21 protein-coding genes, 3 tRNA genes and 3 rRNA genes are annotated in these 25,726 nt (G+C 35.6%); 10 read left to right on the forward strand and 17 right to left on the reverse strand.

Going from position 1 to position 25,726, the window contains the following annotated elements; translation table 11 throughout:
• The first annotated feature begins 107 nt into the window (after positions 1-107).
• Both HYN56_RS02340 and HYN56_RS02345 read left to right on the forward strand, forming a co-directional pair.
• Positions 108-1,334, forward strand: a complete 1,227-nt coding sequence (locus HYN56_RS02340) for a Glu/Leu/Phe/Val dehydrogenase dimerization domain-containing protein (RefSeq protein WP_109190706.1) — start codon at positions 108-110, stop codon at positions 1,332-1,334.
• Positions 1,335-1,858: 524 nt separating this feature from the next.
• Positions 1,859-2,764, forward strand: coding sequence for a hypothetical protein (locus HYN56_RS02345; protein WP_109190707.1), 906 nt, complete (start codon positions 1,859-1,861; stop codon positions 2,762-2,764).
• Positions 2,765-3,132: 368 nt separating this feature from the next.
• On the opposite strand, the gene HYN56_RS02350 is transcribed toward HYN56_RS02345, so the two are convergent.
• Together HYN56_RS02350 and HYN56_RS02355 are read right to left on the reverse strand one after the other, a co-directional pair.
• Positions 3,133-3,528, reverse strand: a complete 396-nt coding sequence (locus tag HYN56_RS02350) for an ExbD/TolR family protein (RefSeq protein WP_109190708.1) — start codon at positions 3,526-3,528, stop codon at positions 3,133-3,135.
• A 3-nt stretch (positions 3,529-3,531) separates the two neighbouring features.
• Positions 3,532-4,224, reverse strand: coding sequence for a MotA/TolQ/ExbB proton channel family protein (locus HYN56_RS02355; RefSeq protein ID WP_109190709.1), 693 nt, complete (start codon positions 4,222-4,224; stop codon positions 3,532-3,534).
• 131 nt (positions 4,225-4,355) lie between these two features.
• On the opposite strand from HYN56_RS02355, the gene HYN56_RS02360 reads away from it, so the two are divergent.
• The 4 genes from HYN56_RS02360 (at position 4,356) to HYN56_RS02375 (ending at position 6,913) form a co-directional block, all read left to right on the forward strand.
• Positions 4,356-5,582: a bifunctional folylpolyglutamate synthase/dihydrofolate synthase gene (locus HYN56_RS02360; protein WP_109190710.1), complete on the forward strand. Its 1,227-nt coding sequence runs from the start codon at positions 4,356-4,358 to the stop codon at positions 5,580-5,582.
• A gap of 178 nt (positions 5,583-5,760) precedes the next feature.
• Positions 5,761-5,838: transfer RNA gene (locus HYN56_RS02365), tRNA-Val, on the forward strand.
• 63 nt (positions 5,839-5,901) lie between these two features.
• Entirely contained in the window at positions 5,902-6,465 is a 564-nt protein-coding gene (locus HYN56_RS02370) for a hypothetical protein (protein ID WP_109190711.1), read from the forward strand.
• A 25-nt stretch (positions 6,466-6,490) separates the two neighbouring features.
• A complete protein-coding gene (locus tag HYN56_RS02375) occupies positions 6,491-6,913 on the forward strand; it encodes an NUDIX domain-containing protein (protein ID WP_109190712.1) in 423 nt (140 codons plus the stop codon).
• 78 nt (positions 6,914-6,991) lie between these two features.
• Here the strand turns inward: HYN56_RS02375 and HYN56_RS02380 are convergent, their stop codons facing one another.
• Positions 6,992-7,699, reverse strand: a complete 708-nt coding sequence (locus HYN56_RS02380; RefSeq protein ID WP_109190713.1) for a DUF6090 family protein — start codon at positions 7,697-7,699, stop codon at positions 6,992-6,994.
• Positions 7,700-7,917: 218 nt separating this feature from the next.
• The gene (locus HYN56_RS02385) at positions 7,918-8,277 is read right to left on the reverse strand and encodes a MerR family transcriptional regulator (RefSeq protein WP_109190714.1); all 360 of its coding nucleotides are present in this window, start codon (positions 8,275-8,277) and stop codon (positions 7,918-7,920) included.
• Positions 8,278-8,442: 165 nt separating this feature from the next.
• Between HYN56_RS02385 and HYN56_RS02390 the strand changes: the two genes are divergently transcribed.
• Positions 8,443-9,459: a serine hydrolase domain-containing protein gene (locus HYN56_RS02390; RefSeq protein WP_109190715.1), complete on the forward strand. Its 1,017-nt coding sequence runs from the start codon at positions 8,443-8,445 to the stop codon at positions 9,457-9,459.
• Between the two features lie 70 nt (positions 9,460-9,529).
• Here HYN56_RS02390 and HYN56_RS02395 read toward each other — a convergent pair whose 3' ends face one another.
• Positions 9,530-10,585 carry a hypothetical protein gene (locus tag HYN56_RS02395; RefSeq protein ID WP_109190716.1) on the reverse strand — a complete coding sequence of 352 codons (1,056 nt, stop codon included), beginning with the start codon at positions 10,583-10,585 and terminating at the stop codon, positions 9,530-9,532.
• A 143-nt stretch (positions 10,586-10,728) separates the two neighbouring features.
• The gene (locus HYN56_RS02400; protein WP_109190717.1) at positions 10,729-11,841 is read right to left on the reverse strand and encodes an acyltransferase family protein; all 1,113 of its coding nucleotides are present in this window, start codon (positions 11,839-11,841) and stop codon (positions 10,729-10,731) included.
• Positions 11,842-12,200: 359 nt separating this feature from the next.
• Between HYN56_RS02400 and HYN56_RS02405 the strand changes: the two genes are divergently transcribed.
• Positions 12,201-13,091, forward strand: a complete 891-nt coding sequence (locus HYN56_RS02405) for a DMT family transporter (RefSeq protein ID WP_109190718.1) — start codon at positions 12,201-12,203, stop codon at positions 13,089-13,091.
• Between the two features lie 62 nt (positions 13,092-13,153).
• Here the strand turns inward: HYN56_RS02405 and HYN56_RS02410 are convergent, their stop codons facing one another.
• From HYN56_RS02410 to HYN56_RS02460, 10 genes are all read right to left on the reverse strand, one after another.
• Positions 13,154-13,747, reverse strand: a complete 594-nt coding sequence (locus HYN56_RS02410) for a YdeI/OmpD-associated family protein (RefSeq protein WP_109190719.1) — start codon at positions 13,745-13,747, stop codon at positions 13,154-13,156.
• A 74-nt stretch (positions 13,748-13,821) separates the two neighbouring features.
• Entirely contained in the window at positions 13,822-14,595 is a 774-nt protein-coding gene (gene lpxA / locus HYN56_RS02415) for an acyl-ACP--UDP-N-acetylglucosamine O-acyltransferase (protein ID WP_109190720.1), read from the reverse strand.
• 66 nt (positions 14,596-14,661) lie between these two features.
• Complete coding sequence (locus HYN56_RS02420; protein WP_109190721.1) at positions 14,662-15,225, reverse strand: Crp/Fnr family transcriptional regulator; 564 nt, start codon at positions 15,223-15,225, stop codon at positions 14,662-14,664.
• 386 nt (positions 15,226-15,611) lie between these two features.
• Positions 15,612-15,721 (reverse strand): 5S ribosomal RNA (gene rrf / locus HYN56_RS02425).
• A 187-nt stretch (positions 15,722-15,908) separates the two neighbouring features.
• Positions 15,909-18,789 (reverse strand): 23S ribosomal RNA (locus HYN56_RS02430).
• Between the two features lie 135 nt (positions 18,790-18,924).
• Positions 18,925-18,998, reverse strand: a tRNA-Ala gene (locus HYN56_RS02435).
• 92 nt (positions 18,999-19,090) lie between these two features.
• Positions 19,091-19,164, reverse strand: a tRNA-Ile gene (locus HYN56_RS02440).
• Positions 19,165-19,290: 126 nt separating this feature from the next.
• Positions 19,291-20,804: ribosomal RNA gene (locus HYN56_RS02445) — 16S ribosomal RNA — on the reverse strand.
• Together the 16S, 23S and 5S rRNA genes with 2 tRNA genes alongside form the textbook arrangement of a ribosomal RNA operon.
• A gap of 966 nt (positions 20,805-21,770) precedes the next feature.
• Positions 21,771-23,006 (reverse strand): ABC transporter permease, encoded by a 1,236-nt coding sequence (locus HYN56_RS02455; protein ID WP_109190723.1) that lies wholly within the window; start codon positions 23,004-23,006, stop codon positions 21,771-21,773.
• Positions 23,007-23,105: 99 nt separating this feature from the next.
• Positions 23,106-23,600 (reverse strand): YkgJ family cysteine cluster protein, encoded by a 495-nt coding sequence (locus HYN56_RS02460; protein WP_109190724.1) that lies wholly within the window; start codon positions 23,598-23,600, stop codon positions 23,106-23,108.
• Positions 23,601-23,672: 72 nt separating this feature from the next.
• On the opposite strand from HYN56_RS02460, the gene HYN56_RS02465 reads away from it, so the two are divergent.
• Together HYN56_RS02465 and HYN56_RS02470 are read left to right on the forward strand one after the other, a co-directional pair.
• A complete protein-coding gene (locus HYN56_RS02465; protein ID WP_109190725.1) occupies positions 23,673-24,380 on the forward strand; it encodes a class I SAM-dependent methyltransferase in 708 nt (235 codons plus the stop codon).
• Positions 24,381-24,399: 19 nt separating this feature from the next.
• Positions 24,400-24,945, forward strand: a complete 546-nt coding sequence (locus HYN56_RS02470; RefSeq protein ID WP_109190726.1) for a YfiT family bacillithiol transferase — start codon at positions 24,400-24,402, stop codon at positions 24,943-24,945.
• 60 nt (positions 24,946-25,005) lie between these two features.
• Here the strand turns inward: HYN56_RS02470 and HYN56_RS02475 are convergent, their stop codons facing one another.
• Positions 25,006-25,638, reverse strand: a complete 633-nt coding sequence (locus tag HYN56_RS02475; RefSeq protein WP_109190727.1) for a 7-carboxy-7-deazaguanine synthase QueE — start codon at positions 25,636-25,638, stop codon at positions 25,006-25,008.
• Positions 25,639-25,726 lie beyond the last annotated feature (88 nt).

Below are 25,726 nucleotides of genomic sequence, written 5' to 3' on the forward strand. Positions count from 1 at the left end.
CAAATAGTTTTCGGCTTTTTCTTTTTGTTTACTAAATTTGATGCGGAATACATTATTCGCATTATTCTATTTTATACATTTACGCAAAATAAACATATCACAACAAAATGAAAGATTTATTACAACAATTTGAAAACAAAGCACCTGAAATTGTTTTCAATTGGAAAGATTCAGAAACAGAAGCCGAAGGGTGGACTGTCATTAATTCACTTCACGGAGGAGCTGCAGGTGGAGGAACAAGAATGAGAAAAGGCTTAGACATGAATGAGGTTTTGTCTTTAGCAAAAACTATGGAAGTTAAATTTTCTGTTTCGGGCCCTGCCATTGGCGGAGCTAAATCTGGAATAAATTTTGACCCGAACGATCCGCGCAAAAAAGGAGTTTTACAACGTTGGTACAAAGCGGTTTCTCCTTTATTAAAAAGTTACTACGGAACTGGAGGAGATTTAAATGTTGATGAGATTCACGAGGTAATCCCAATGACAGAAGAGTGTGGTGTCTGGCACCCTCAGGAAGGTGTTTTCAACGGACATTTCCGTCCAACTGAAGCCGATAAAATCAATAGAATTGGACAATTGCGTCAAGGTGTAATTAAGGTAATCGAAAACCCAAAATTCTCTCCGGACGTTACCAGAAAATATACGGTTGCAGACATGATTACCGGTTTTGGTGTTGCCGAAGCTGTTCGTCATTTCTACTCAACTTACGGTGGAGAAATAAAAGGAAAAAAGGCAATCGTACAAGGTTTTGGAAACGTGGGTTCTGCTGCTGCTTTTTACTTAGCCGAAATGGGCGCAAAAGTAATCGGAATTATTGACCGTGACGGAGGTTTAATTAAAGAAGATGGTTTTTCGTTTGAAGAAATCAGAACGTTGTTTTTAAACAAAGACGGAAATAAATTAGTAGCCGGCAATATGATTCCGTTTGAAGAAATCAATTCTAAAATCTGGACAATCGGTGCTGAAATTTTCACACCTTGCGCTGCTTCAAGATTGGTTACTCAAAACCAAATCGACAGCTTAATCGCAAATGGTTTAGAAGTAATTTCTTGTGGAGCGAATGTTCCTTTTGCTGATAAAGAAATTTTCTTTGGTTCTATTATGGAAGAAGTAGACCGCAAAGTAAGTTTGATTCCAGATTTCATTTCAAACTGCGGAATGGCGAGAGTTTTTGCTTATTTCATGGAGAAAAAAGTTCAAATGACTGACGAAGCTATATTTAACGATACTTCAGAAACTATAAAAAATGCAATTGTAAAAGCTCACGCTTTGAATTCAGCTAAAACAAATATTAGTGCAACTGCTTTTGAAATTGCATTGAAACAGTTAGTGTAATTTTTTTTATACTTTAGTATAAGCGAGCTGAATTATATTTGGCTCGCTTTTTTTGTGTCGTAGATTTTTTTAACGCAAAGCGCGCTAAGACATTTTAATTTGGAGCGTAAGCAATATCTAAATATTAAGTTCGCAAAGCTTTGTGCAAGTAATTCTTTGTAAACTTTTAATCTCAAAGATTTATTCAAAGTTTAAGGCAAATAAAACTTTGCGTTTCTTTCCGCAAACCTTAGCGTGCTTTGCGGTAAACAACAAGCATTTTTTTAACGCAAAGCACACTAAGATATTTTAATTGGGACGCAAGCAATATCTAAATATTAAGTTCGCAAAGCTTTATATACATGAAGCTTTGCGAACTTTTAATCTTAGGATTTACTCAAAGTTATACTAAATAAAACTTTGCGTTTCTTTGCGCAAACCTTAGCGTACTTTGCGGTATAATTACATCAGACACTTTCATTCTAAACAATTTTTACTACTTTTAAACGTTTTTAAAATAATACATTTCAAAATTTGTAATCATAATGAGTCTCACTATTTCTTCAGATAAAAAGAAATCACTCTTACTCACAACTGCTATATATGCAGCAATAATCGCATTGCTTTTTTTTATACGCTTTTGGCCTCCTTATAACCCGGAAAATAATGTAGCACTTGCTGATGGCGGCGGAGGTGGCGGTGGCGTGACTGTAAATTTTGGAGACAGTGATTTAGGTTCCGGAGCGAATTATAAAAGTGAAGTGCTGGATGTAAAAAACAATGTAAAACAAGTTGCTGCAAAAGCGGCGCCTGAAGAGGCCACAATAACTCAGGAAAATTCTACTGCTGATGAAACAGACGTTGTAATTCCGACAAAAGAAAAACCAAAGAAACCTGTTCCTGTTACAAAACCGGAACCGAAACCTGTGCCTGAAAAACCAAAAGTTTCAAATTCTACCAACGATGCTTTATCTAGTATCTTAAAAGGTTCAAACAAAGGGGGCGACGGAGACGATAAAGTAGCTGGAAATAAAGGAAAATCTAACGGAAATTTAAACTCTAATGGTTATTACGGATCTGGAGGCTCTGGCGGAGGAACCGGAGGCGGCAACGGAACTGGAAATGGTATTGGAACCGGAAGCGGTTATGGAGCCGGAAGCGGCGGAGGTTCTGGCGGAGGATCGGGATATACTCTAAATGGCCGCAAAGCACTATCGAAACCTGCTCCTAAATATACTTGTAATGAAGAAGGTAAAGTTGTTGTAGAAGTTACGGTTGACCAAAATGGTAAAACAATAAGCGCAACTCCTGGAGTAAAAGGAACAACAAATACAGCAAGCTGTTTATTAGAGCAAGCTAAAATAGCAGCGTTAAACACCAAATGGTCTGCCGATGCTAATGCTGCAGCTAAACAAGTTGGGAGAATTATTTATAATTTTAGTTTGGATTAAAACACGAATTGCACAGATTTTCACGAATCTGCTATATTATAGAAAAAGGCTTTTAGAAATTCTGAAAGCCTTTTGTTTTTCTTCTATTTTGTCATTTCGACGAAGGAGAAATCTTCGTAAGTAACTCCGTAACGATAATCCAATTTTTGTAGAGCTACTCGTGGAGATTTCTCCTTCGTCGAAATGACATACTTTATGGTTACTTTTCTTTCAATCTATACTCTTTCTTCTATACTCTCTTTCCGCGTGAGGGATAGGAGCTATCCGCCGCGGCGGAGCGGATAGCCCGACCGCAATAAAAAAATGGGCGAATCAACGTTATGCTGATTGGCCCATTTTTTTATTGTGGTCACGCCCTAATGATAAATCTACTTTGGACTAGTTGCAATTACAAACTTTAAATTATTTCGTACTCCTATCTGTAAAACATCTACTAAATCCTGAACTTGTAAATTGAACGGAATTCGCACGACAACAGTCTGCGTTTTATCTGTTCCTAACTTGCTCATTAAAGTAGTTTCCAGTTCTTCAAAAGGAACTTCTTGTTTATCGATATAAAATTGCTTGTCTTCTGTAACCGACAAACTGATTAACTGCTTGTTTGTTTTTTCGTTCGATTTCGCTTTTGGAAGCGTCATCTTAATCACATTCGGATTTGCCAGTGTTGAGATAATTAAGAAAAACAACAACAGGAAAAACATAATGTCGCTCAAAGATGAAGTCGCTACTTCGGCGTGAAATCTTCTTTTTCTTTTAATAGACATACCTTATGCTCTTTGAATTATGTTGACAAATTCTAAAATCTGTTTCTGAATTTTTAAAGCGAAATCATCGATTTTTCCGTTTAATAAGTGGTAAGCCGAATAGGCAATAATTCCCACGATTAACCCAGAACCTGAACTGATCATTTTTTCGTATAAACCTCCGGAAATGTTTCCGATACTAATGTTTTCGGTAACCGAAATACTGTAGAAAATTTTAATAACCCCAGAAATTGTTCCGATGAAACCAAGAGTTGGTGCAATACCTGCAATAAGTCCAAGGTGGCCTAAACGTCTTTCCATTTCTCCAATTTCGATATCGGCAGCACGATCCATGTTCGATTCGATTTCAGCGATTGGTCTTCCAATTACCAGAACACCTTCTTTTAAAATATTAGCTGCTGCTGTATCACTTCTTTCTACAATGGTTCTTGCTAATTCAATATTTCCAGAATTTAATTTATCTCCAACATCCTGCATCAAACGAGTGTCAATTTTGGATGCTCGGCTGATGTACATATAACGTTCAAAGATCACATAAATGGTATAAAACAATAAAATCGCAATCGGAATTAAGAAAACTCCCCCTTTCATTATGAATCCAAACATTGATATTTCCTGTTCCGGCGCGATCTTTTCGATCACTACATTTGAAGCATTTGCGATTGTATCTGTTTGTAATTGAATAAAACTAAACATATATTAATTCTGGTTTTTAATAATTAATTCTAAAAAATATTTGAAATTTGCAATAAAGATAATTTTCGCTGTTATATTAAACTACAAAAATCGAAATTTATTTCAATCGACAACCATTTTATCCAAAATAAATGAACTATCAAGAGACTACCAATTGGATGTTTAATCAGCTTCCAATGTACCAATTACAGGGAGCTTCAGCTTATAAAGAAGATTTAACCAACATTAAATTATTAGCGGAGCATCTTGGCAATCCTCAAAAGCAATTGAGATGCATTCATGTGGCTGGTACCAACGGAAAAGGCTCTACTTCTCATATGTTATCTTCTGTTTTACAAGAGGCAGGTTACAAAGTCGGATTGTACACTTCTCCGCACTTAAAAGACTTTAGAGAAAGAATTAAAATAAACGGTCAGGAAATTTCTGAAGAGTTTGTCATTGAATTCATTGCCAAACACAAATCGTTTTTTGAAGCCAATGACATGAGTTTCTTCGAAATGACGGTTGGTTTAGCTTTTGATTATTTTGCTTCCGAGAAAACAGACATTGCGATTATTGAAGTTGGTCTGGGCGGAAGATTGGATGCTACTAATATTATTACGCCTTTGGTTTCGGTAATTACTAATATTGGATTAGATCATACGCAGTTTTTAGGAAATACTCTGGAAGCGATTGCAGGCGAAAAAGCCGGAATTATTAAACCAAATGTTCCTGTTGTAATTGGCGAATATACAGTTGAAACCAAACCTGTATTTTTGGCTAAAGCCGAAGAAAATAACGCTCCGATTTATTTGGCTTCCGATTTAATTGATCAGATTTATTTGTCGGATTTGATTGGAGATTATCAGTTTCACAATAAAAAAACGGTTCAGCAGACGATTTCTATTCTGAATAATGAAACCGATTTTAAAATTTCTGAAGAACAATTAAAAGAAGGTTTATTGCATGTTGTAAAAAACACGGGGTTGCAAGGAAGATGGCAACAATTGGGAGAAAACCCGAAAATAATCTGCGACACGGCGCACAACAAACACGGATTATCGGTTGTAATGAATCAGTTAAAAAAGGAGAAATACGAAAAACTGCATATTGTTTTGGGTGTTGTGAATGATAAAGATTTGGATTCGATTTTACCTTTGTTTCCAAAAGAAGCGCATTATTATTTCTGTCATCCGAATTCGTCCCGAGCTTTGCCTGCCGAAACGTTACAAAATGCGTCTCAAAATTTTGGTTTGATTGGAGAAAAATACGATTCTGTTGCAATCGCTTTCGCGGAAGCCAAGAAAAATGCCTCGGAAAGTGATTTTATTTATGTTGGAGGAAGCACTTTTGTGGTTGCCGAATTGCCTTTGAACTAAAATATACTTTTGATATAGAAAAAAAATCAAAAAAACCGATTTAATAACAAATTCATAAACAAGGAGATATAAATTATTTTTAAAAAAGTTTTATTTTTTATTCGAATTTCTTTGCAGAACTCAAAAACTAGCGTATATTTGCACTCGCAATCACAAACGATAGCAACCTAGTAAAATAGGGCGATTAGCTCAGCTGGTTCAGAGCACCTCGTTTACACCGAGGGGGTCGGGGGTTCGAACCCCTCATCGCCCACCAAAAAACTCCTTAAGAAATTAAGGAGTTTTTTTTTGCCTTCTCCCAAAAAAACATTCAAAAAATATGATAGAAAATGTTACAATTCCAGATATATTAAAAGAAGCAGTTGGAGCAGAAAAAATTGTTTTTCTCATAAAAGCAAAAAAAGACCAACCAATAAGAAATTGTCTGCATGTAATTGGTTTTGGGCTCTTTTGGATTTTAGTAATATCCTTAATATTTTCAGCTTTCGATTGGGATTTTTTCTCTGGAGACTATACAATTTCAGTCAAAGAAATTCCAGATCTTTTATATTTTAGTTTGTTTTTATTTCCGGGAATTATCTGTTTTTTACTTGGCGTTTTTGGACTATTTAAATCTGGCGGTTATTTTATTGGTACTGAAAACAAATTAGTCTGCTATCGCTGGGGTAAAATGCAAACTTACCCTTGGGAAGAATTTACCAATGAAATTGAAGTTTTTGGAAATAAAAATCATGGCAATATAATATTCAAATTAAAAACCGGAGTTTACATTACACGTAATCACAGAAAAGTATTGTCAAACACTAAAATAAATATCGGAGACATTCTTTATGCATTCGAGATTGTGAATTATTGCCGTACTATGATAAATCAGAAACAATAATATTCTACATCAAAAATTTAAAATTATGAAGGAACTGATCGGATTTAATGTTAGAGTTTATGCCTTTTGTATAAATGACAATAAAATTTTGGCACTGCATGAAAAATATGCAGGAACACCAATATGCAAATTGCCAGGAGGTGGTCTTGAATTTGGAGAAGGAACAATTGAATGTCTTCATCGAGAATTTGAAGAAGAATTAAACTTAAAAATTGAAATCCTAGATCATCATTATACTCAGGAAAGCTTTATAGAATCCCGAATTAAAGACAACAAACAGATTCTCAATATTTATTATACTGTCAAAATACTTAATATTGAAGATTTACATGTTCAAATTCCAGGGTTAGAAAAACTGGAATGGATTAACATTAATTCAGAAAACAATCCTTTTGTTTTACAAGCTGATATAATTGCATTAGAGAAATTGAAAAAGAAATTCTTGTAAGTGATTTACAAACTCTTTTTATTAACAAATTTAAATTAGCATAAAAAAACTCCATTATTTCTAATGGAGTTTTTCTTTTTATTTATTCAGCTCTTTTTCAATTTCTTTAATAAGTTCAACTGCGAGAGGTTTTGTATTTTCTTTATAAACTCTTATATTATTCTTACCTAGTTTGACAAGATATGCAAGTGTCTTTTTATATTTTGGATCTGAATATAGTTTTTGTTCTGGCTTATCTGCATTTTCTATTTCTTTATCAAAACACTTAAACAAAAACTCAGTGTACATTTTATCAACTTCGTTTGCTGCCGGTACATATATTTGGTAATAGTTCAAGATTTTCTGTTTTAATTTTTCGTCTTCAATATAGCCAAGCTTACCACTTGACTTAAAACCTTCATAATTACCCACAGTCAATGTTTGCCCATGTGAATAAATTGGAAAATCAACTTTACTTTTTGCGTTATAAATACTATCAAGCTGCGAAGTCGTTAATGCTAAAATTTTTTCATAGTCTACATTTGTCTTTTGATAGGCTTCAACTTCATTATCGATACTTTTTAGATCATTTTGTAGATCATTCTTTAAATTGGCAAGAAACACAGCTACTTCTTTTTGTTGGTGTCTATGCTCACTCCAACCGTGCAGCCATATTGAAAGCGTTACAGCAAAAACAATTATGAATATTTCTATTATGATTTCTTTTACTTTCTCTCCCAATGTGTGTTCTGAATTTTTCACCGTTTTGTAAATTTTGTTTGAATGTTTGGTTATTTCTTCTTGCATAATTTATTCTTGTAGTTCCTGATTATTATTTGTTGTTTATATAGTACCTTATAGATTTCAATGTGTTCATTTTTTTTTCTTCAGAATACAACTTTTATTCAAAAGCGAATATAAGACTATTTGCACAACCTCCTATTAATTTTCTAAAGAACTCGGTAAAAAACACAAAAAAACTCCTTAATTCCTTAGGGAGTTTTACACATTTTAGACTTTAAAAATCACTCATTATTTTGTATTTTCTCACATACTTTTTCAAGAAGTCTCTTGGTTTGCTTAAAATACTTCATTTTATCATCAATCTCTTTTATTTTAGCCTGAAAAAGCTCCAGTGTTTCGGGTTTCGAATCGGTGGTTTCGAACCAGCTGGTCAATATTTTTTTTATTTCTGCTAAACTAAAACCCACTTCCCTGGCTTCTATGATAATCTCTAAACGCTCAATCGTATTAGTGTTGTAATGTTTGTAGTTATTAGATTTCACCTTTTCATCGGTCAATCCCTTGATCATTCCTAAATTCTCATAATATCTGATCGTATGAATTGATAATCCCGTTTTTTTTGATAATTCGTTTATAAGCATGGCACTATTTTTTTTATACTAAAACAATAAAGCATAGAGCAAAGTCTATACTTTTGCGTTTCAAATATACAATTATTTTGCTTTTAAAGTTTTTTTAAACACAAGAAAATAAGACCTCAAACTATTTCTAATGAAGTTTTAGTTATTTTTATTAAAATTTCCAAAATGAACATCATCATCAAAAAAATCAAAATTGTAGTTTTTACTATTGCATTCACAACCTGTAATTATTCTTATGCCCAGACAAATAAAATAGAAACTGAACTGGATGTTTTATTCCAGAAAGCACTTCAAGCCAAAACTTTTAACGGAAATGTTTTAGTCGCCAAAAAAGGAAAGATACTTTATGAAAAGGCTTTCGGTCAGGCCGATGCAAGCAACACCATTCCATTAAATAAAGAGTATCGTTTTCATATTGGTTCAATCGCTAAAGAATTTAATGCTGTCGGAATTATGATGCTAAAAGAGCAGGGAAAATTAAAATTGGACGATTCGGTTTCTAAATTTCTCCCTGAACTTCCGTCCTGGGCCAATAAAATCAAGATTATCAATTTGCTTCAATACACCAGCGGACTTCCTCAAATAAAATGGAATGAAGTCAATCAGGATTCAGACAATATGGCTTTTCTGCAAAAGACTTCAGCTTTAGAATTCGAACCAGGAACTCAATACGATTACAACAATAATAATGTGTTTTTGCAAAGACGTATTATTGAAAAAATCACAAATATGAGTTTCAATTCTTTTGTGATCAAGAAAATCTTGAAACCTATCGGAATTAAAAATGCCGTTGTAGATCCTGGCGAAAACGAATCTCTTTTCGCAAAATCTTTTAACAAAGAAGGAAAACCAGATATTCTGAAATACAACATTTCAGGCTGGACAGCTTTAAATTTAAAGGATTTCTACAAATGGTCGGAAGCTGTTAATTCGTTTAAGATTATTAATCAGCAATCGACACGCGAACTTTTTGAACCTTTTTCTAAGGACAATCAAACCGGTCTTGGTGGTGGTACTATCGAAAACGGAAAAGTAACCAGTCATATACATGATGGCGCGGCTTTTAATTATCAGGCTTTATTAATCAGCAATCTTAACTTCACGATTATTTTAATGACTAATAACAAGCAAAACAACCTGGAAGAACTTAGCAATTCAGTAGAAGCTATACTTAATAAATAAACGTTACTTTCTTAATACTAAAAAAGCTCCATTATTTCTAATGGAGCTCATAAAAAATTATAAAAAGACTTTATTTCAATTTCGTCAAGGCTTTAGAATTCTTCAACAGAAACACATATTGAAAATAATCAGTCACAAAAGCATCTTTCAAAGGAACAATGTTTTCTCCAAATACCCTGGACTTTACAGTAATCAAATTTTGCGAATTGAAATAAGGCGAGTTTTTTGAATTCAGTTTAAAAAGAGTTACAGCATTTGGCTTACTTACTTCTTTTAAATCATTGATTCCTTTTACAAGCATAAATGGACCATCGGCATTTAACCAGTCTACTTTTTCGTCTTCCGGAGTTGGAAACTGAGGATTTTTAGGAAGATACATCTCACTGTCAATTGTATAACTTACAAAACTGGTTACTTTAAAACCGGAATCTTTTAATCCTGCCGCAAAAGTTGCTCTGCCAGATTCGGTTTTCTTTTGCAGTGTATGAAAATATCCAAAAAGACCATAGAATTTTTCATTTTCAAGATGCCTTTTCTTAATCGTATTTTTAAGATTACTTACCATTGCTTCATCTCTTGAACCTTTAGATTCATCATCAAAATTTTTATCAATTCCGATTACGGTAATTTTTAAAGAATCAGCCAAATTCTGGTTGTAATCATAAACAGCACTCCATTTATCTAATAATTCCTGACTTGATTGCTGTGGAATTCTTTTCTTAATTGATCCCACAACTTCTTTCAAAATTGTTTTATTTTTTTGTTTTTCTAATAAAAAACTATTTAAATTCTTAGCCGTCAAACTATCCATTTCGGCAATATAATACTTGATCCCTAATTTTTTATTGAAGAAAAAAAGCATTTCTTTATCTATAGTCTGATTGTCTGCATAACCATGAATTTCTCCCAATAAGAATACTTGTGATTTGTAAAAATCGGCATCAAACAATTTTTCATCAATTGAGGATTTTATCTCAACATTATTTTTGGACAAATAACTAATGTTTTCGTCTTTTTTGGATTCCAAAAACAATTTACTGCTGACATACAAATACGCAATTAAAATTAAAATAATACTCAAAAAGGTAATGCATGTAATTTTAAGAATTTTTAAAAATTTCTTCATGGTTATGGTTGTTTTGATTTTGATGTAAAAGTATTCCCAATAAAAAAAGAAATCAATTTTTATTTACTGAATTGTATTTTTCAAAGGACGAGCTGTACTGATTGTATATTTTAGTTAAAAAATCAAACTATAAAAAAACTCCATCATGATAATGGAGTTTTTTGTTTAGAAAGCTTTTCCTTTCGTTTACTATTTAAATAATTCCTTACTGGAACATCATAAAATATCATAACTAAATAAGCGAATCCAACCAGCAAAACAACTGCAATTGGTACAATAAAAGCTAACTGCGATGTGTCTGGTTTATAATTAGTATAATAATTTCCAAACATCCATAAAACCGCATAATGCGTCATATACAACGGATAAGAAATGTTTCCAGAAAACAGACAGATTTTTTCTAATCCAGGTTTTAAGACTGCGCCTGCTCCCAATGAAATTAGCAATGGAAAATAAAACAAAACGACTAAGGGCTCTGTCATCCAATTCCATTCTGAAAACGGCATTATAAAAGCCAATAACAATAATCCGCTTAAGCTAATAAAACCTAATTTACTTTTTATAATTAAATTAAAACGGTAGATTAGTAATCCCGCTAAAAAAGAATAGGATATTCTCGCACAGCCATCCCAAAAAGTCGGCCCGCTCCAGCCTCCTAATAAATTACCGGAATTGTATGCCACAAAACAAATTGCAAAAGCGGCTATAATAGTCAGCACAAAAAGAAAGTTTTTTCGAATTCTGTAAAGTATAACAGCATAAACTATATTGGCAATATATTCCCAAAACAATGACCATGCCGGCGCATTAAAACTAAATAGATTAAAACCTCGGTCTGCAATTACAGGAAATGGTATTAAAAACAGGGAGCAAATAAAAGTCAAAACAATTTTACCTGCACTATACAATTCAAGATGACCTCCAAACGGATCAAATAAAAAGGCTAATAATCCTAAAATAGATCCTGCAATAACTAAAGGATGAAGTCGAATAATCCTGGCTACAAAAAAATTCCAAATTCCCATTTTTGCAATACGATCGTCATAAGCATATCCAATTACAAAACCGGAAAGACAAAAGAAAAAATCAACAGCTAAAAAACCATGACCAATAAAATTTTTACTCGGATCTGTAAAAATCCATTCCATAAAATGAAAAACAACAACGGCAAAGGCTGCAACGCCACGAAGTCCATCTAAAATTTCAAAATGTTGTTTGGTCTGCAGCACTGACGAAGGTATTTTATTCGTTTCCATTAAGTTGAATGTGGTTTAGTTTTAGTTAATCATTTGGAGCGGTCGCAAGTTTACAAATAAATATTCAAATCAAAATGAGATATAGAGCATTTTAAATTCTAATAATACTTAAAAGTTAGAATTTTCACATTTAAATAACTTTTTAAACTTTTTCATTCAACCTCTTTTCCCTAAGTTTGCTCAAATACAAAAACAAATATGAGCTTAAAAGGTTGTCTTCCTCCTCCTTGAAATTAATAATACTTCTTTAGTATTGACACTAGACTGAAATTTATCAGTCTATTATTCCGTGTCTTTATCTCAAATAAAAAATTATTAATATTCAAAAATAAATCCTCAAAAGGGATAGACAACTTCTTATGAAAAAATCATATTTGATACTGCACACCGCAGTGTTACTAGCTGGTTTTACCGGCGTTTTCGGAAAACTTATTGCGCTTAATGAACTAACATTGGTTTGGTACCGAGTGTTATTTGCTTCAATAATCTTATTTTTTATTCTAAAATCATATAAGCTAAAAGGACTTCAATCTTTTTCAGAAATAGCAAAAATTTCCAAAGCAGGAATACTCATTACCATTCACTGGATTTTTTTCTATGCCAGCATTAAATATTCTAACATTTCAATTGGCGTAGTCTGTTATTGTTTAACAAGTTTCTTTACAGCCATTTTTGAACCGATTATAAATAAAAAGAAATTTAATTTAGTTCAGGGACTGCTAAGCTTATTTACGCTTTTAGGGATTAGTCTGATTTTCCATTTTGATTCATCCTATCAACTCGGAATCCTACTTGGAGTAATTTCTTCCGCATTTGCTGCTTTGTACACGATTTATAATGAGAAATTAGTTCAGTTTTACGACAGTAAATTGATTAACTTTTATCAAATGCTTGGCGGAACTATTGTTTTAGGATTGACACTGCCAATTTACTTTTATTATTTTCCGGAAGAATCTTTTATTCCGAGTTTAAAAGATACTTTCTATTTGTTTGTTTTAGCTTCTTGTTGTACTGTAGCTTTATATGTGATGTTTGCAGAATCGCTCAAAAAAATCCCGGCATTTACTGTAAACTTAACTTTTAACTTAGAACCTATTTATGCAATTATATTAGCTTTTCTATTTTTTGATGAAGGAAAATCGATTAATTTTTCATTTTATATTGGGATAAGTTTAATTATGACTTCAATTCTATTGCAATCATTAATTTCGATTAAGAAAAGAAACGTAGTCGAGGAGCCAATTTCTTAGACTATAAAAACAGAAAAAACTCCTTTAAATTCAAAGGAGTTTTTTTTATGTTTTGGCTGAAGCTAATCGTTTAAACCTTTACCTGCTAAAATTTGCGGAATATTTTTTTCCACTCTTGCTTCCCTTGTCTTAGATTGTTTTGGCTGAGAAAAATGAAGCAAATAAGCTCTCTGTCTTCCGGGAGTTAAATCATAAAAAGCTTTTTTCAAATCATGATTTTCATTCAGTTTAACTTGGAACTCCTCTGCTATTTCAAATTCAGAAACCTTTTTCAATTCTACTTTTAAACCTGCTTTTTCAATTTCAGCGGCTTCATAAATATATCTTTTTAAAGAATCTTTTACATTTAAGATATCATCAACACAAGTAAAACGAACCTGGCGCGCTGCCTGAACATTTTCCGTCTGCTGAATTAAAATGTTATCTGCATCTTTCATCAATGCGCCCTTAAAAAACAAAAAAGCGCAATATTCTTTAAAAGCATGAATCAAAACAATATTCGCTTTATCGAAAGTATAACATGGACTTCCCCATTTTAATTCTTCATTAAGATAACAATCTAAAGCAATGCTTCGCAACAACTCTAGTTCCACCTGCCATTTTTCTTCTTTTTCGAAATAAAAATCAACTTTAGGATTTGCACTATACTCTGTCATAAAATGGTCAATTAAAATAATTAAATAAAATTAGTAAAATTGGAAATCATACAACAGGCTCATTAAAATTAAAATCACTCTCGATAGCCTTTTATAATACCGCGTTTTGATTGGCGTACAAAATCTAAAACTTTATCGCGTTCTATAGTCTGCTCAAATTCATTTTCTATTAACTGCACAGCAAATTTTGTGTTTCTTTTTTCCTGAAACAAAATTCTATAAATCGCTTTAATTTCTTCCAGTTTCTTAGAATTAAATCCTCTTCTCTTTAATCCAACCAAATTCAACCCTAAATACTGTAAAGGATCGTTCGCAGCCATAATGTAAGGAGGAACATCTTTTACAACTCGACTTAAACCGCTAATCATGGTATGTTCTCCAATAATCGAAAATTGATGCACAGCTGTCAACCCGCTAATATTTGACCAGTCACCAACTTCTACCTCGCCAGCCATTCCAACACTAAAACCAATAACGCAATTATTCCCAATTATACAATCGTGTCCAATATGAGCATTAGACATTATTAAATTAGAATTTCCGATGAGCGTTTTCATTTTGGAAATTGTTCCTTTATTAATCGTGACAAACTCCCGAATTATATTATCATTCCCAATTTCTAACAAGGTATATTCATTCCGATATTTTAAATCCTGAGGAATTCCACCTAATATTGAATTGGAATGAATCTGGCAGTTTGCTCCAATTCTTGTACCGCTTAATATGGTAACATTATTCCCAATACATGTGTTGTCACCAATTACAACATCATCTTCAATAGTCGTAAAATTTCCGAGAGTAATATTAACTCCCAAAGAAGCGTTCGTATGAACAAAAGTGTTTTTCAATTTTTGAACTTTTTAAAATAGTCTACAAAAATCAAAAAAAGAGAAAGAATATTTTTTGATGTAATATCAAGAAATTGAAGCCCGAATTCTGCTCAAAGTTTCCTGACTAACACCAATAAGAGAAGCAATATATTTTAATTTGGCCTTAATAATAATTTGAGGAAAAAATTCTAAAAGAAATTCATACTTCTGTTGAGCAGTCATAATCCGAAACAAATGATGAAATTCATTAATTTTAGAAAGATAAAGTCGTAACTGGTTCATATGAAACTTTAAAAAGAGTGGATATTGCAATAAGATCTGTTCATCTGAATAAGAAAGTGAATAAAGTATCGAATTTTCACAAGTCTGAAAAGTTTCAAATGAAGGTTTCTGCTCAAAGAAACTACTCATAGAGGTTACAAACTGATTATCGGTATAAATCCATTTGGTAACTTCTATTCCATCTTCAAAACAAAATCTTCGAACAGTCCCCGATTGAATGAAATATACTTTATCACATATTTTTCCCCCTTGAATTACTATTTCATCCTTCTTAAATTTTTCAAGAACAAAATACTTTCTCACGGCAAGTTCTGTTTCTAAATCTAATTCCTGAAAACTATTTATAATCCGAATTAATTCATCCATACTTTGAATTGTTTTTACTGAGAATCAAATTTAAAATTTTAATTACAAAGCAAATTAGAAAAACAATAAACAAAAAAATCAAACTGAACTTTATAAATCATTTTAAAAGCTTTTAAAGCGAAATTATTACCCAAGAAGAATAGAATAACAAATTGACAAAAAAACAAAATATTAAGCTTAAAACATTTCTAAAAATAATCATGGCGTTTCCCTCCGGGCCGGGCTGTCCGCTGTATCTTTTGCTTTTTAAAGAAAAAAGCAAAAGGATGCCGCTCCCATCCCTAACGCAATCGTACTTTAAGAACGATTTTAGGCTTCTTTATAAAAAACCAAAAGTGCTGCAAAACAAAAAATCCTCATCAAATACATGATGAGGATTCTTAAAAGAAAGGCGACGACATACTCTCCCACAAAACTGCAGTACCATCTGCGCAGGCGGGCTTAACTTCTCTGTTCGGGATGGGAAGAGGTGAGCCCCGCCGCAATAACCACCTTAAGGTTGTTGGTTATTGGTTTGTTGTTTATAGTTTCTCGTTTTAAACGCTTGACTCATAACATATAACCTTTAACCTTCCGCGGTGCGGACAATATTTTAACATACTGAGATAAAGAAACAAATAAGTTTTATTAAGTTTAAGAAAGTTTCCTCCCTCCCTGGTCTGGGACCAGAGAGGGAAAAGTTCGTACATAAGCTTACGGATTATTAGTACTACTCGACTATGACATTACTGCCTTTACATCTATAGCCTATCAACGTGGTCATCTTCCACGATCCTTAAAAGAAATCTCATCTTGTGGTGGGTTTCGCGCTTATATGCTTTCAGCGCTTATCCCTTCCAAACGTAGCTACTCTGCGGTGCCCCTGGCGGGACAACAGATACACTAGAGGTTTGTCCAATTCGGTCCTCTCGTACTAGAATCAGATCCACTCAAATTTCTAACGCCCGCAGTAGATAGAGACCGAACTGTCTCACGACGTTCTGAACCCAGCTCGCGTGCCACTTTAATGGGCGAACAGCCCAACCCTTGGGACCTTCTCCAGCCCCAGGATGTGACGAGCCGACATCGAGGTGCCAAACCCCCCCGTCGATATGAGCTCTTGGGGGAGATCAGCCTGTTATCCCCGGCGTACCTTTTATCCTTTGAGCGATGGCCCTTCCATGCGGAACCACCGGATCACTATGCTCTACTTTCGTACCTGATCGACCTGTATGTCTCTCAGTCAAGCTCCCTTATGCCATTGCACTCTACGCACGGTTACCAAGCGTACTGAGGGAACCTTTAGAAGCCTCCGTTACTCTTTTGGAGGCGACCACCCCAGTCAAACTACCCACCAAGCAATGTCCCCCGCAACGCGGGGTTAGGCCTCAGATAAACAAAGGGTTGTATTTCAACAATGACTCCACAACGCCTGGCGACGCCGCTTCACAGTCTCCAACCTATCCTACACATCATTTATCCAAGGTCAATACTAAGCTATAGTAAAGGTGCACAGGGTCTTTTCGTCCCACTGCGGGTAAACGGCATCTTCACCGTTACTACAATTTCACCGAGCTCATGGCTGAGACAGTGTCCAGATCGTTACACCATTCGTGCAGGTCGGAACTTACCCGACAAGGAATTTCGCTACCTTAGGACCGTTATAGTTACGGCCGCCGTTTACTGGGGCTTCAATTCAATGCTTCTCCGAAGATAACATCTCCTCTTAACCTTCCAGCACCGGGCAGGTGTCAGGCCCTATACTTCATCTTACGATTTTGCAGAGCCCTGTGTTTTTGATAAACAGTCGCCTGGACCTCTTCACTGCGGCCCTGATTGCTCAGGGCGACCTTTCTCCCGAAGTTACAGGTCTATTTTGCCTAATTCCTTAGCCATGAATCTCTCGAGCACCTTAGGATTCTCTCCTCAACTACCTGTGTCGGTTTACGGTACTGGTACTTATTGCCTGAAGTTTAGAGGTTTTTCTTGGAAGCCCTTAGGCGCACTATCTCTTTGTCCGAAGACTCCGAGTACTATCGTATTTCACCAGTTCCTGCGCATTTCACTACAGGACCTATAGCTAGGTACTTCAACGAACTATTCCGTCAGTTCGCGGCGCTTTCATCACTCCGTCACCCCATCACAGCAATAAGTAGTACGGGAATATTAACCCGTTGGCCATCGACTGTCCCTTTCGGGTTCGCCTTAGGACCAGACTAACCCACAGCTGATTAGCATAGCTGTGGAAACCTTAGTTTTTCGGTGTGCGGGTTTCTCGCCCGCATTATCGTTACTTATGCCTACATTTTCTTTTCCAGCCGGTCCAGAATACCTTACGATACACCTTCAACCCTGCTGGAATGCTCCCCTACCACTTACAATTGCTTGCAAATCCATAGCTTCGGTAATATGTTTATGCCCGATTATTATCCATGCTCGTCCGCTCGACTAGTGAGCTGTTACGCACTCTTTAAATGAATGGCTGCTTCCAAGCCAACATCCTAGCTGTCTGGGCAGACAAACCTCGTTCTTTCAACTTAACATATATTTGGGGACCTTAGCTGATGGTCTGGGTTCTTTCCCTCTCGGACTTGGACCTTAGCACCCAAGCCCTCACTGTTATCAATCATTATATAGCATTCGGAGTTTGTCAGGAATTGGTAGGCGGTGAAGCCCCCGCATCCAATCAGTAGCTCTACCTCTATATAACTAAAATAACGCTGCACCTAAATGCATTTCGGGGAGTACGAGCTATTTCCGAGTTTGATTGGCCTTTCACCCCTACCCACAGGTCATCCGAAGACTTTTCAACGTCAACCGGTTCGGTCCTCCACTGTGTGTTACCACAGCTTCAACCTGCCCATGGGTAGATCACACGGTTTCGCGTCTAACACTACTGACTAAAGCGCCCTATTCAGACTCGCTTTCGCTACGGATCCATGTCTTAAACACTTATCCTTGCCAGCAACGTTAACTCGTAGGCTCATTATGCAAAAGGCACGCCGTCACCCCACTTAAGGGCTCCGACCGCTTGTAGGCGTATGGTTTCAGGATCTATTTCACTCCGTTATTCACGGTTCTTTTCACCTTTCCCTCACGGTACTGGTTCACTATCGGTCTCTCAGGAGTATTTAGCCTTAGCGGATGGTCCCGCCAAATTCAGACAGGGTTTCACGTGCCCCGCCCTACTCAGGATACCACTATTCATTACATTTATTACCCATACGGGGCTATCACCCTCTGTGGCCCGACTTTCCAGCCGGTTCCGGTTCTGCATGCATAAAATGTCGTGGTCCTACAACCCCAACTATGCCGTAACATAATTGGTTTGGGCTAATCCGCGTTCGCTCGCCACTACTTACGGAATCACTTTTGTTTTCTTCTCCTCCGCCTACTTAGATGTTTCAGTTCAGCGGGTTTGCCCACCTATCGGTGTACTATGTCTTCAACATAGTGGGTTGCCCCATTCGGATATCTGCGGATCGATCGATGTGTGCTCGTCCCCGCAGCTTTTCGCAGCTTATCACGTCCTTCTTCGCCTCTGAGAGCCTAGGCATTCCCCATACGCCCTTATTTTGCTTATTGTACCAATCTTGTTACTTAAAACAAGACCGTTTTTTTTTGTTTTTGTTACTTATAACAAAAACGCTTTCTACTTTCTTATTATTTTCTTATCTCAATATGTCAATGAACTTTTATCTACTCCTTGGAGCAAATCAGTGGAGAATAACGGAGTCGAACCGTTGACCTCCTGCGTGCAAGGCAGGCGCTCTAGCCAGCTGAGCTAATCCCCCATTTCTTTAGTGATGAGTTATTAGTTATGAGTTATGAATTATTGCTCATAAGGTCTCAACCCCTAAAATTTCCTTTTAATTAAGTCAAATAGTAGTCCCGGGCAGACTCGAACTGCCGACCCCTACATTATCAGTGTAGTACTCTAACCAGCTGAGCTACGAGACTCTGTTTTACTTAATTGTTTATCATTTTTTAAATCAACAGCAAGAGTAATACAATCTAAAATTCCAAACCTGTAGAGTGGCATCTTGTTTCCCATTCGTGCCCTGAGGCTAACAAAATGGGCTCTAGAAAGGAGGTGTTCCAGCCGCACCTTCCGGTACGGCTACCTTGTTACGACTTAGCCCTAGTTACCAGTTTTACCCTAGGCAGCTCCTTGCGGTCACCGACTTCAGGCACCCCCAGCTTCCATGGCTTGACGGGCGGTGTGTACAAGGCCCGGGAACGTATTCACCGGATCATGGCTGATATCCGATTACTAGCGATTCCAGCTTCACGGAGTCGAGTTGCAGACTCCGATCCGAACTGTGACCGGCTTTATAGATTCGCTCCCCCTCGCGAGGTGGCTGCTCTCTGTACCGGCCATTGTAGCACGTGTGTAGCCCAAGGCGTAAGGGCCGTGATGATTTGACGTCATCCCCACCTTCCTCACAGTTTGCACTGGCAGTCTTGTTAGAGTTCCCGACACTACTCGCTGGCAACTAACAACAGGGGTTGCGCTCGTTATAGGACTTAACCTGACACCTCACGGCACGAGCTGACGACAACCATGCAGCACCTTGTAAACTGTCTTGCGAAAGATCTGTTTCCAAATCGGTCAGTCTGCATTTAAGCCTTGGTAAGGTTCCTCGCGTATCATCGAATTAAACCACATGCTCCACCGCTTGTGCGGGCCCCCGTCAATTCCTTTGAGTTTCAAACTTGCGTTCGTACTCCCCAGGTGGGATACTTATCACTTTCGCTTAGCCACTGAAGTTGCCCCCAACAGCTAGTATCCATCGTTTACGGCGTGGACTACCAGGGTATCTAATCCTGTTCGCTACCCACGCTTTCGTCCATCAGCGTCAATCAACCAGTAGTAACCTGCCTTCGCAATTGGTATTCCATGTAATCTCTAAGCATTTCACCGCTACACTACATATTCTAGTTACTTCCTGGTAATTCAAGTCCTGCAGTATCAATGGCCGTTCCATCGTTGAGCGATGGGCTTTCACCACTGACTTACAGGACCGCCTACGGACCCTTTAAACCCAATGATTCCGGATAACGCTTGGATCCTCCGTATTACCGCGGCTGCTGGCACGGAGTTAGCCGATCCTTATTCTTACGATACCGTCAAGCTCCTTCACGAAGGAGTGTTTCTTCTCGTACAAAAGCAGTTTACAATCCATAGGACCGTCATCCTGCACGCGGCATGGCTGGTTCAGGCTTGCGCCCATTGACCAATATTCCTCACTGCTGCCTCCCGTAGGAGTCTGGTCCGTATCTCAGTACCAGTGTGGGGGATCTCCCTCTCAGGACCCCTACCCATCGTTGCCTTGGTAAGCCGTTACCTTACCAACTAGCTAATGGGACGCATGCTCATCTTTCACCGTTGTGACTTTAATTATAAAGTGATGCCACCCTATAATACCATGAGGTATTAATCCAAATTTCTCTGGGCTATCCCTCTGTGAAAGGCAGATTGCATACGCGTTACGCACCCGTGCGCCGGTCTCTATCTCCGAAGAAATATACCCCTCGACTTGCATGTGTTAAGCCTGCCGCTAGCGTTCATCCTGAGCCAGGATCAAACTCTTCATCGTATATTTTAATATTATATAGTCGATGCCTTATTCCAGTCGGTTTGTTTCGAATCTCTCGATTCTATTACTCTTATTCTATTTTGTTCTAACATCTCTGTTAAAACGGCTGTCAATTCAATATGTCTACGAACGTAATTTTGTTTCCTTCGCTTGTTTCTCAAAGCGGGTGCAAAACTAGAAATTCTTTTTGTTTCTCGCAAGAAAAATTTAAAAAATTTTGAAACTTTTTTTTCGTCTCAGTTTTTCAACTTTTTCTCCCAATCCCTCAATGAACTTCCCGTATTTGCGGGGTGCAAATGTAAAAGCATTTTTCAAATCTCACAAGCTTTTCCGAATTTTTTTTTTTTGAAAATTTCTTTCCGTTTGATTCCTCTTTCCTGTCAGTATTTCTGTGAACGTTTTCGCTGTTGCGGGTGCAAAAGTAGCACCTTTTTCCGCTTTCGCAAGCTTTTTACCGAACTATTTTTAATCTTTTTTAGACTTATTTCTTAACTTACTCATAACCCCTACTTTACAAAACAAAATTTCTTAATAATAAGTAGGATTTTTCCTATAAAATCCGTTGATTTGATACTTATTGCCCTTTTCGGATTTCTGTTTTTATGGAATTTTCAAACTTTGAAGCCGCTTTTTGAAGATAAACCTTCTTATGAAAACGGCTCCACTAGCCCCGATAGAAGCGGAAATCCTTTTTGTGGTGGGGTTCACCACAAAAAGATTGAAGCGGATAGCGGGAAATTGCTACTCAAAATTTAAATCCCAATTTTTGAAATTCCAAATTCCAAATTCCAATTTACAATCTCTTAAATCTCATCTGTCTTTCATGTCCTTTATACGCATTAGACGCACTGCGGTGCGTCTCTACCGAAAATTGGAATTACACTATTATATATATGTATAAAAAACAAACCCGACAGGTTTTGAAAAACTGTCGGGTTAAAATTATACTGAAACCTTATCTATCCACTAGTCAAAACGGATAGCTTTTACCGGAGATATTTTCGTTATTATATAGGATGGTACTAATAGCACAATAAAACAAACAGTAACCGTAAGCAAATTTAATAAAAGAATATAAATCCAATTTAAATATACTGGTGCCTGATTTACATAATAATTCTCAGGATTTAACTGAACAATACCGAAGTGCTGCTGGAGTAACAAAATCGATATACCAATCAAATTCCCCCAAAACAATCCTCGAAGGATTAAATAAAAAGCATTATACAAAAATATTTTCCGAACTGCCCAATTGTTTGATCCCATCGATTTTAAAATACCTATCATTTGAGTTCTCTCCAAAATAAGAACTAACAAAGCTACGATCATATTAATAGTAGCAACAAGAATCATAATAGCTAAAATAATGACAATATTAAAATCAAATAACTTAAGCCAGTCAAAAATATAACTATACTTTTCTATGATAGTTTTAGTGTCTAAATTGGAATTTGTCTCCTGATAGATCTTATCTCCTATACTTTTAATATTATCAAAATCATTTACAAAAACCTCAAATGCTCCTATTTGATCCTGATTCCACTTATTGATTCTCTGAATATGACGAATATCTCCAATAATATAGGTAGAATCAAAATCCTGGAATCCGGAATTAAATATTGCCACAATCTTAAAACGACGGCTATTCGGAAGCTTTCCCTGCTCTTCTTTCACAAAAAAGGTATTGAACTGATCGCCCACTTTTAAATTTAAGCGATCCGCAAGAAACTTTGAAATAATGACATCTTCATTCAAAGCCTTAGTAAAGTCCGGTAATTTACCCTCTACTATATATTCGCTAATATTATTCCAATCGTAATCCGGCCCTACTCCTTTAAAAACAATTCCTTCAAATGCGTTTTCTGTTCTGATAATTCCCGCCTTAGTAGCTATTGCCTGAATATGACTTACTTCAGGAACCGATTTAAAATTGGGATAAAAATCCTGTTTTTTTGAAATTGGAACTAAAGTAACTTCAGAATTGTTATTGTCGAAATTCGAAATTATAACCTGCCCGTTAAACGCCGAAACTTTATCACGTATCTTTTTCTGCAACCCAATTCCTGTTGCTACAGAAACAATCATCATGATAATCCCTATGGCAATTGCAGAAATAGCAATTTTAACTATAGGAGCAGAAATACTGCTCTTGTTATCTTTTGCAGTAATAAGTCTTTTGGCTATAAAATATTCTAATTTCAAATTAATAGTATTTCTTCGGATTGTATATAATCATTACTTTTTCAAAAGTACATCTTAAAAAAAGAAAACCAGATGTTCTTTAGGACAATTATCAATTTATTATAACGGAAGTTTCTTTTTCATCTCTTCTACTATATTATATGCAGCAGGACAAATTTCAACATTTTTCAATGTTAAGTTAGAAATCTGATAAAACTTATTCCGATCGGTATGTGGGAATTCACGACAGGCTTTTGGACGCACATCGTAAATCATACAATAATTTTCATTATCCAGAAAAGTACAAGGAACACTCTTTAAAACATAATCTTTATCTTCATCAATTCTAAGGTACTGCTCAATGAACTGCTGAGGCTTTTGTCTAAAATGTTTTGAGATTCTTTCGATATCGGCCATTGTAAATAAAGGACCAGTTGTTTTACAGCAATTAGCACATTTCAAACAGTCTGTTCTTTTAAATTCAGCATCATGCAAATCCTGCATAATATAATCTAAATTCTTTGGCTGTTTCTTTTTAAGCTTATCGAAATACTTTTTATTCTCGTTATGCTTATCTTTGGCTAACTTACTTAAGTTATTTAAAATCTGTTTCAAGTTTAAACTTTAAAGTTGATCTGCAAAATTAAACAACTTTTAACTTGAAACCTTAAACTTTGAAATAAAACAATGAAAGATCTTTTCGGAAAAGCAATATTTGATTTCTATACCAATAATTCACCTGAAGACATTATAACTGAAACCTCTATTTCTGAAGAGGACGAAATGAGCGTAGAATATCTTTTTCGCAGCTACAATGAAATGCCAAAAATTGAGCAAAAAGCACTTCAGCTGGCAAAGGGAAAAATATTAGATGTGGGATGCGGAGCAGGAAGTCATGCTTTGTCATTGCAAAATGAACGCAATTTGGAGGTAACTGCTATTGATATTTCTGAAAAAGCAATTGAAACCTGCCACCTAAGAGGAATTAAAAATACCAAAGTTCAAAACATTTTAAATTTTGAGGGTGAAAAATTTGACACTATCCTACTCCTAATGAACGGAACCGGTATTTTTGGCAAATTAAAAAACTGCAATGAATACTTAACCAAATTAAAATCGCTATTAAATCCAGAGGGACAAATTCTAATTGACAGCTCTGATATCATTTATATGTTTGATGAAGATGAAGACGGAGGTAAATGGATTCCTTCGAATAATGATTATTATGGAGAACTAATATTCAATATCAGTTACAAAAATGAAAAAGAAGAACCTTTTGACTGGCTATATTTAGATTACAACACCCTTCAAAATGCCGCAATTGCAAATGGATTACAATGTGAACTCATTCTCGAAGGCGAACATTATGATTATTTAGCCAAACTTTCTATTTAAACGAAACAAATTTAACCCCATGAAAGAATTAGATTTAGAAAAATTAAAATATCCCATTGGAAAATTTACAGCTCCTGATCATTACTCTCCGGAATATCTTTTGAAAAAAATCGAAGAAATTGAAACATTTCCGAAAAGATTAGAAAAAGAAGTAATTAACTTAACCAACGAACAACTCGACACTCCTTATCGTCCCGATGGATGGACTGTTCGACAAGTAATTCATCACTGTGCCGAAAGTCATATGAATTGTTATATTCGAATTAAATGGGCTTTGACCGAAAATAACCCTGTTATTAAAGCATACGACGAAGTACTTTGGTCTGAATTAAACGATAATTTAACGATGCCAATTGAACCAACTCTTGAATTATTAAAAGGTCTTCATTTCAGATTAGCTTACATTATGAGAAATTTACCTGAATCTGATTTAGAAAAAACTTTTATTCACCCTTCAGATAATTCAGAAAATAAACTCAAAAAAATTATCGGAATGTATGCATGGCACGGAAATCATCATTTAGCACATATTACCAATTTAAAAGAATATAAAAACTGGCAATAGCCCAAAAATATAACCATCTTTTAAACAAAAAAATCTCTTCAATTGAAGAGATTTTTTTGTTTAAGGTATGTTCAAATACTTATGTGTCTGTAACGAAACTCGCCATTTTGGATTATTCATAACATAATCGACAATAAGAGGTGTCATTTCTTCTTTTTTACTCCATTCCGGCTGAAGGAACAAAATAGCATTATCATTAACTAATTCTGCCTGCTCTTCAGCAAAAATAAAATCATGCTTATTATAGATAATAACTTTTAATTCATGTGCATTATCATAAACCGTCTTAGTCGGTAGTTTGTTCTTTTTTGGAGAAAGACAAATCCAGTCCCAAGTTCCTGAAAGCGGAAAAGCACCAGAAGTTTCAATATGAACTTTTAAATTTCTATCTTTTAATCTTTGCGTCAGTAGTGTCATATCCCAGGAAAGAGGCTCCCCGCCTGTCACTACAACCGTATCAGCATATTTTGCTGCATTTTCAACAATTAAATCAATACTCGTTGGCGGGTGAATTTCAGCATTCCAGCTTTCTTTCACATCACACCAATGACATCCTACATCACAACCTCCAATTCTGATAAAATAAGCAGCTCTTCCGGTATGCGAACCTTCACCCTGAATGGTATAAAATTCCTCCATCAAAGGAAGCATAGCCCCTTTATTTACTTCTAATTGTATTTCTTTTGCTAACATTATTCTATTTTAAAGTGCAAAGATAGTCAATAATATACGGAAGAAAAAAACCGATAGCTTATTGAGCTATCGGTTTTTATATTTATTT

Source organism: Flavobacterium crocinum, assembly GCF_003122385.1.
Classification (GTDB): domain Bacteria; phylum Bacteroidota; class Bacteroidia; order Flavobacteriales; family Flavobacteriaceae; genus Flavobacterium; species Flavobacterium crocinum.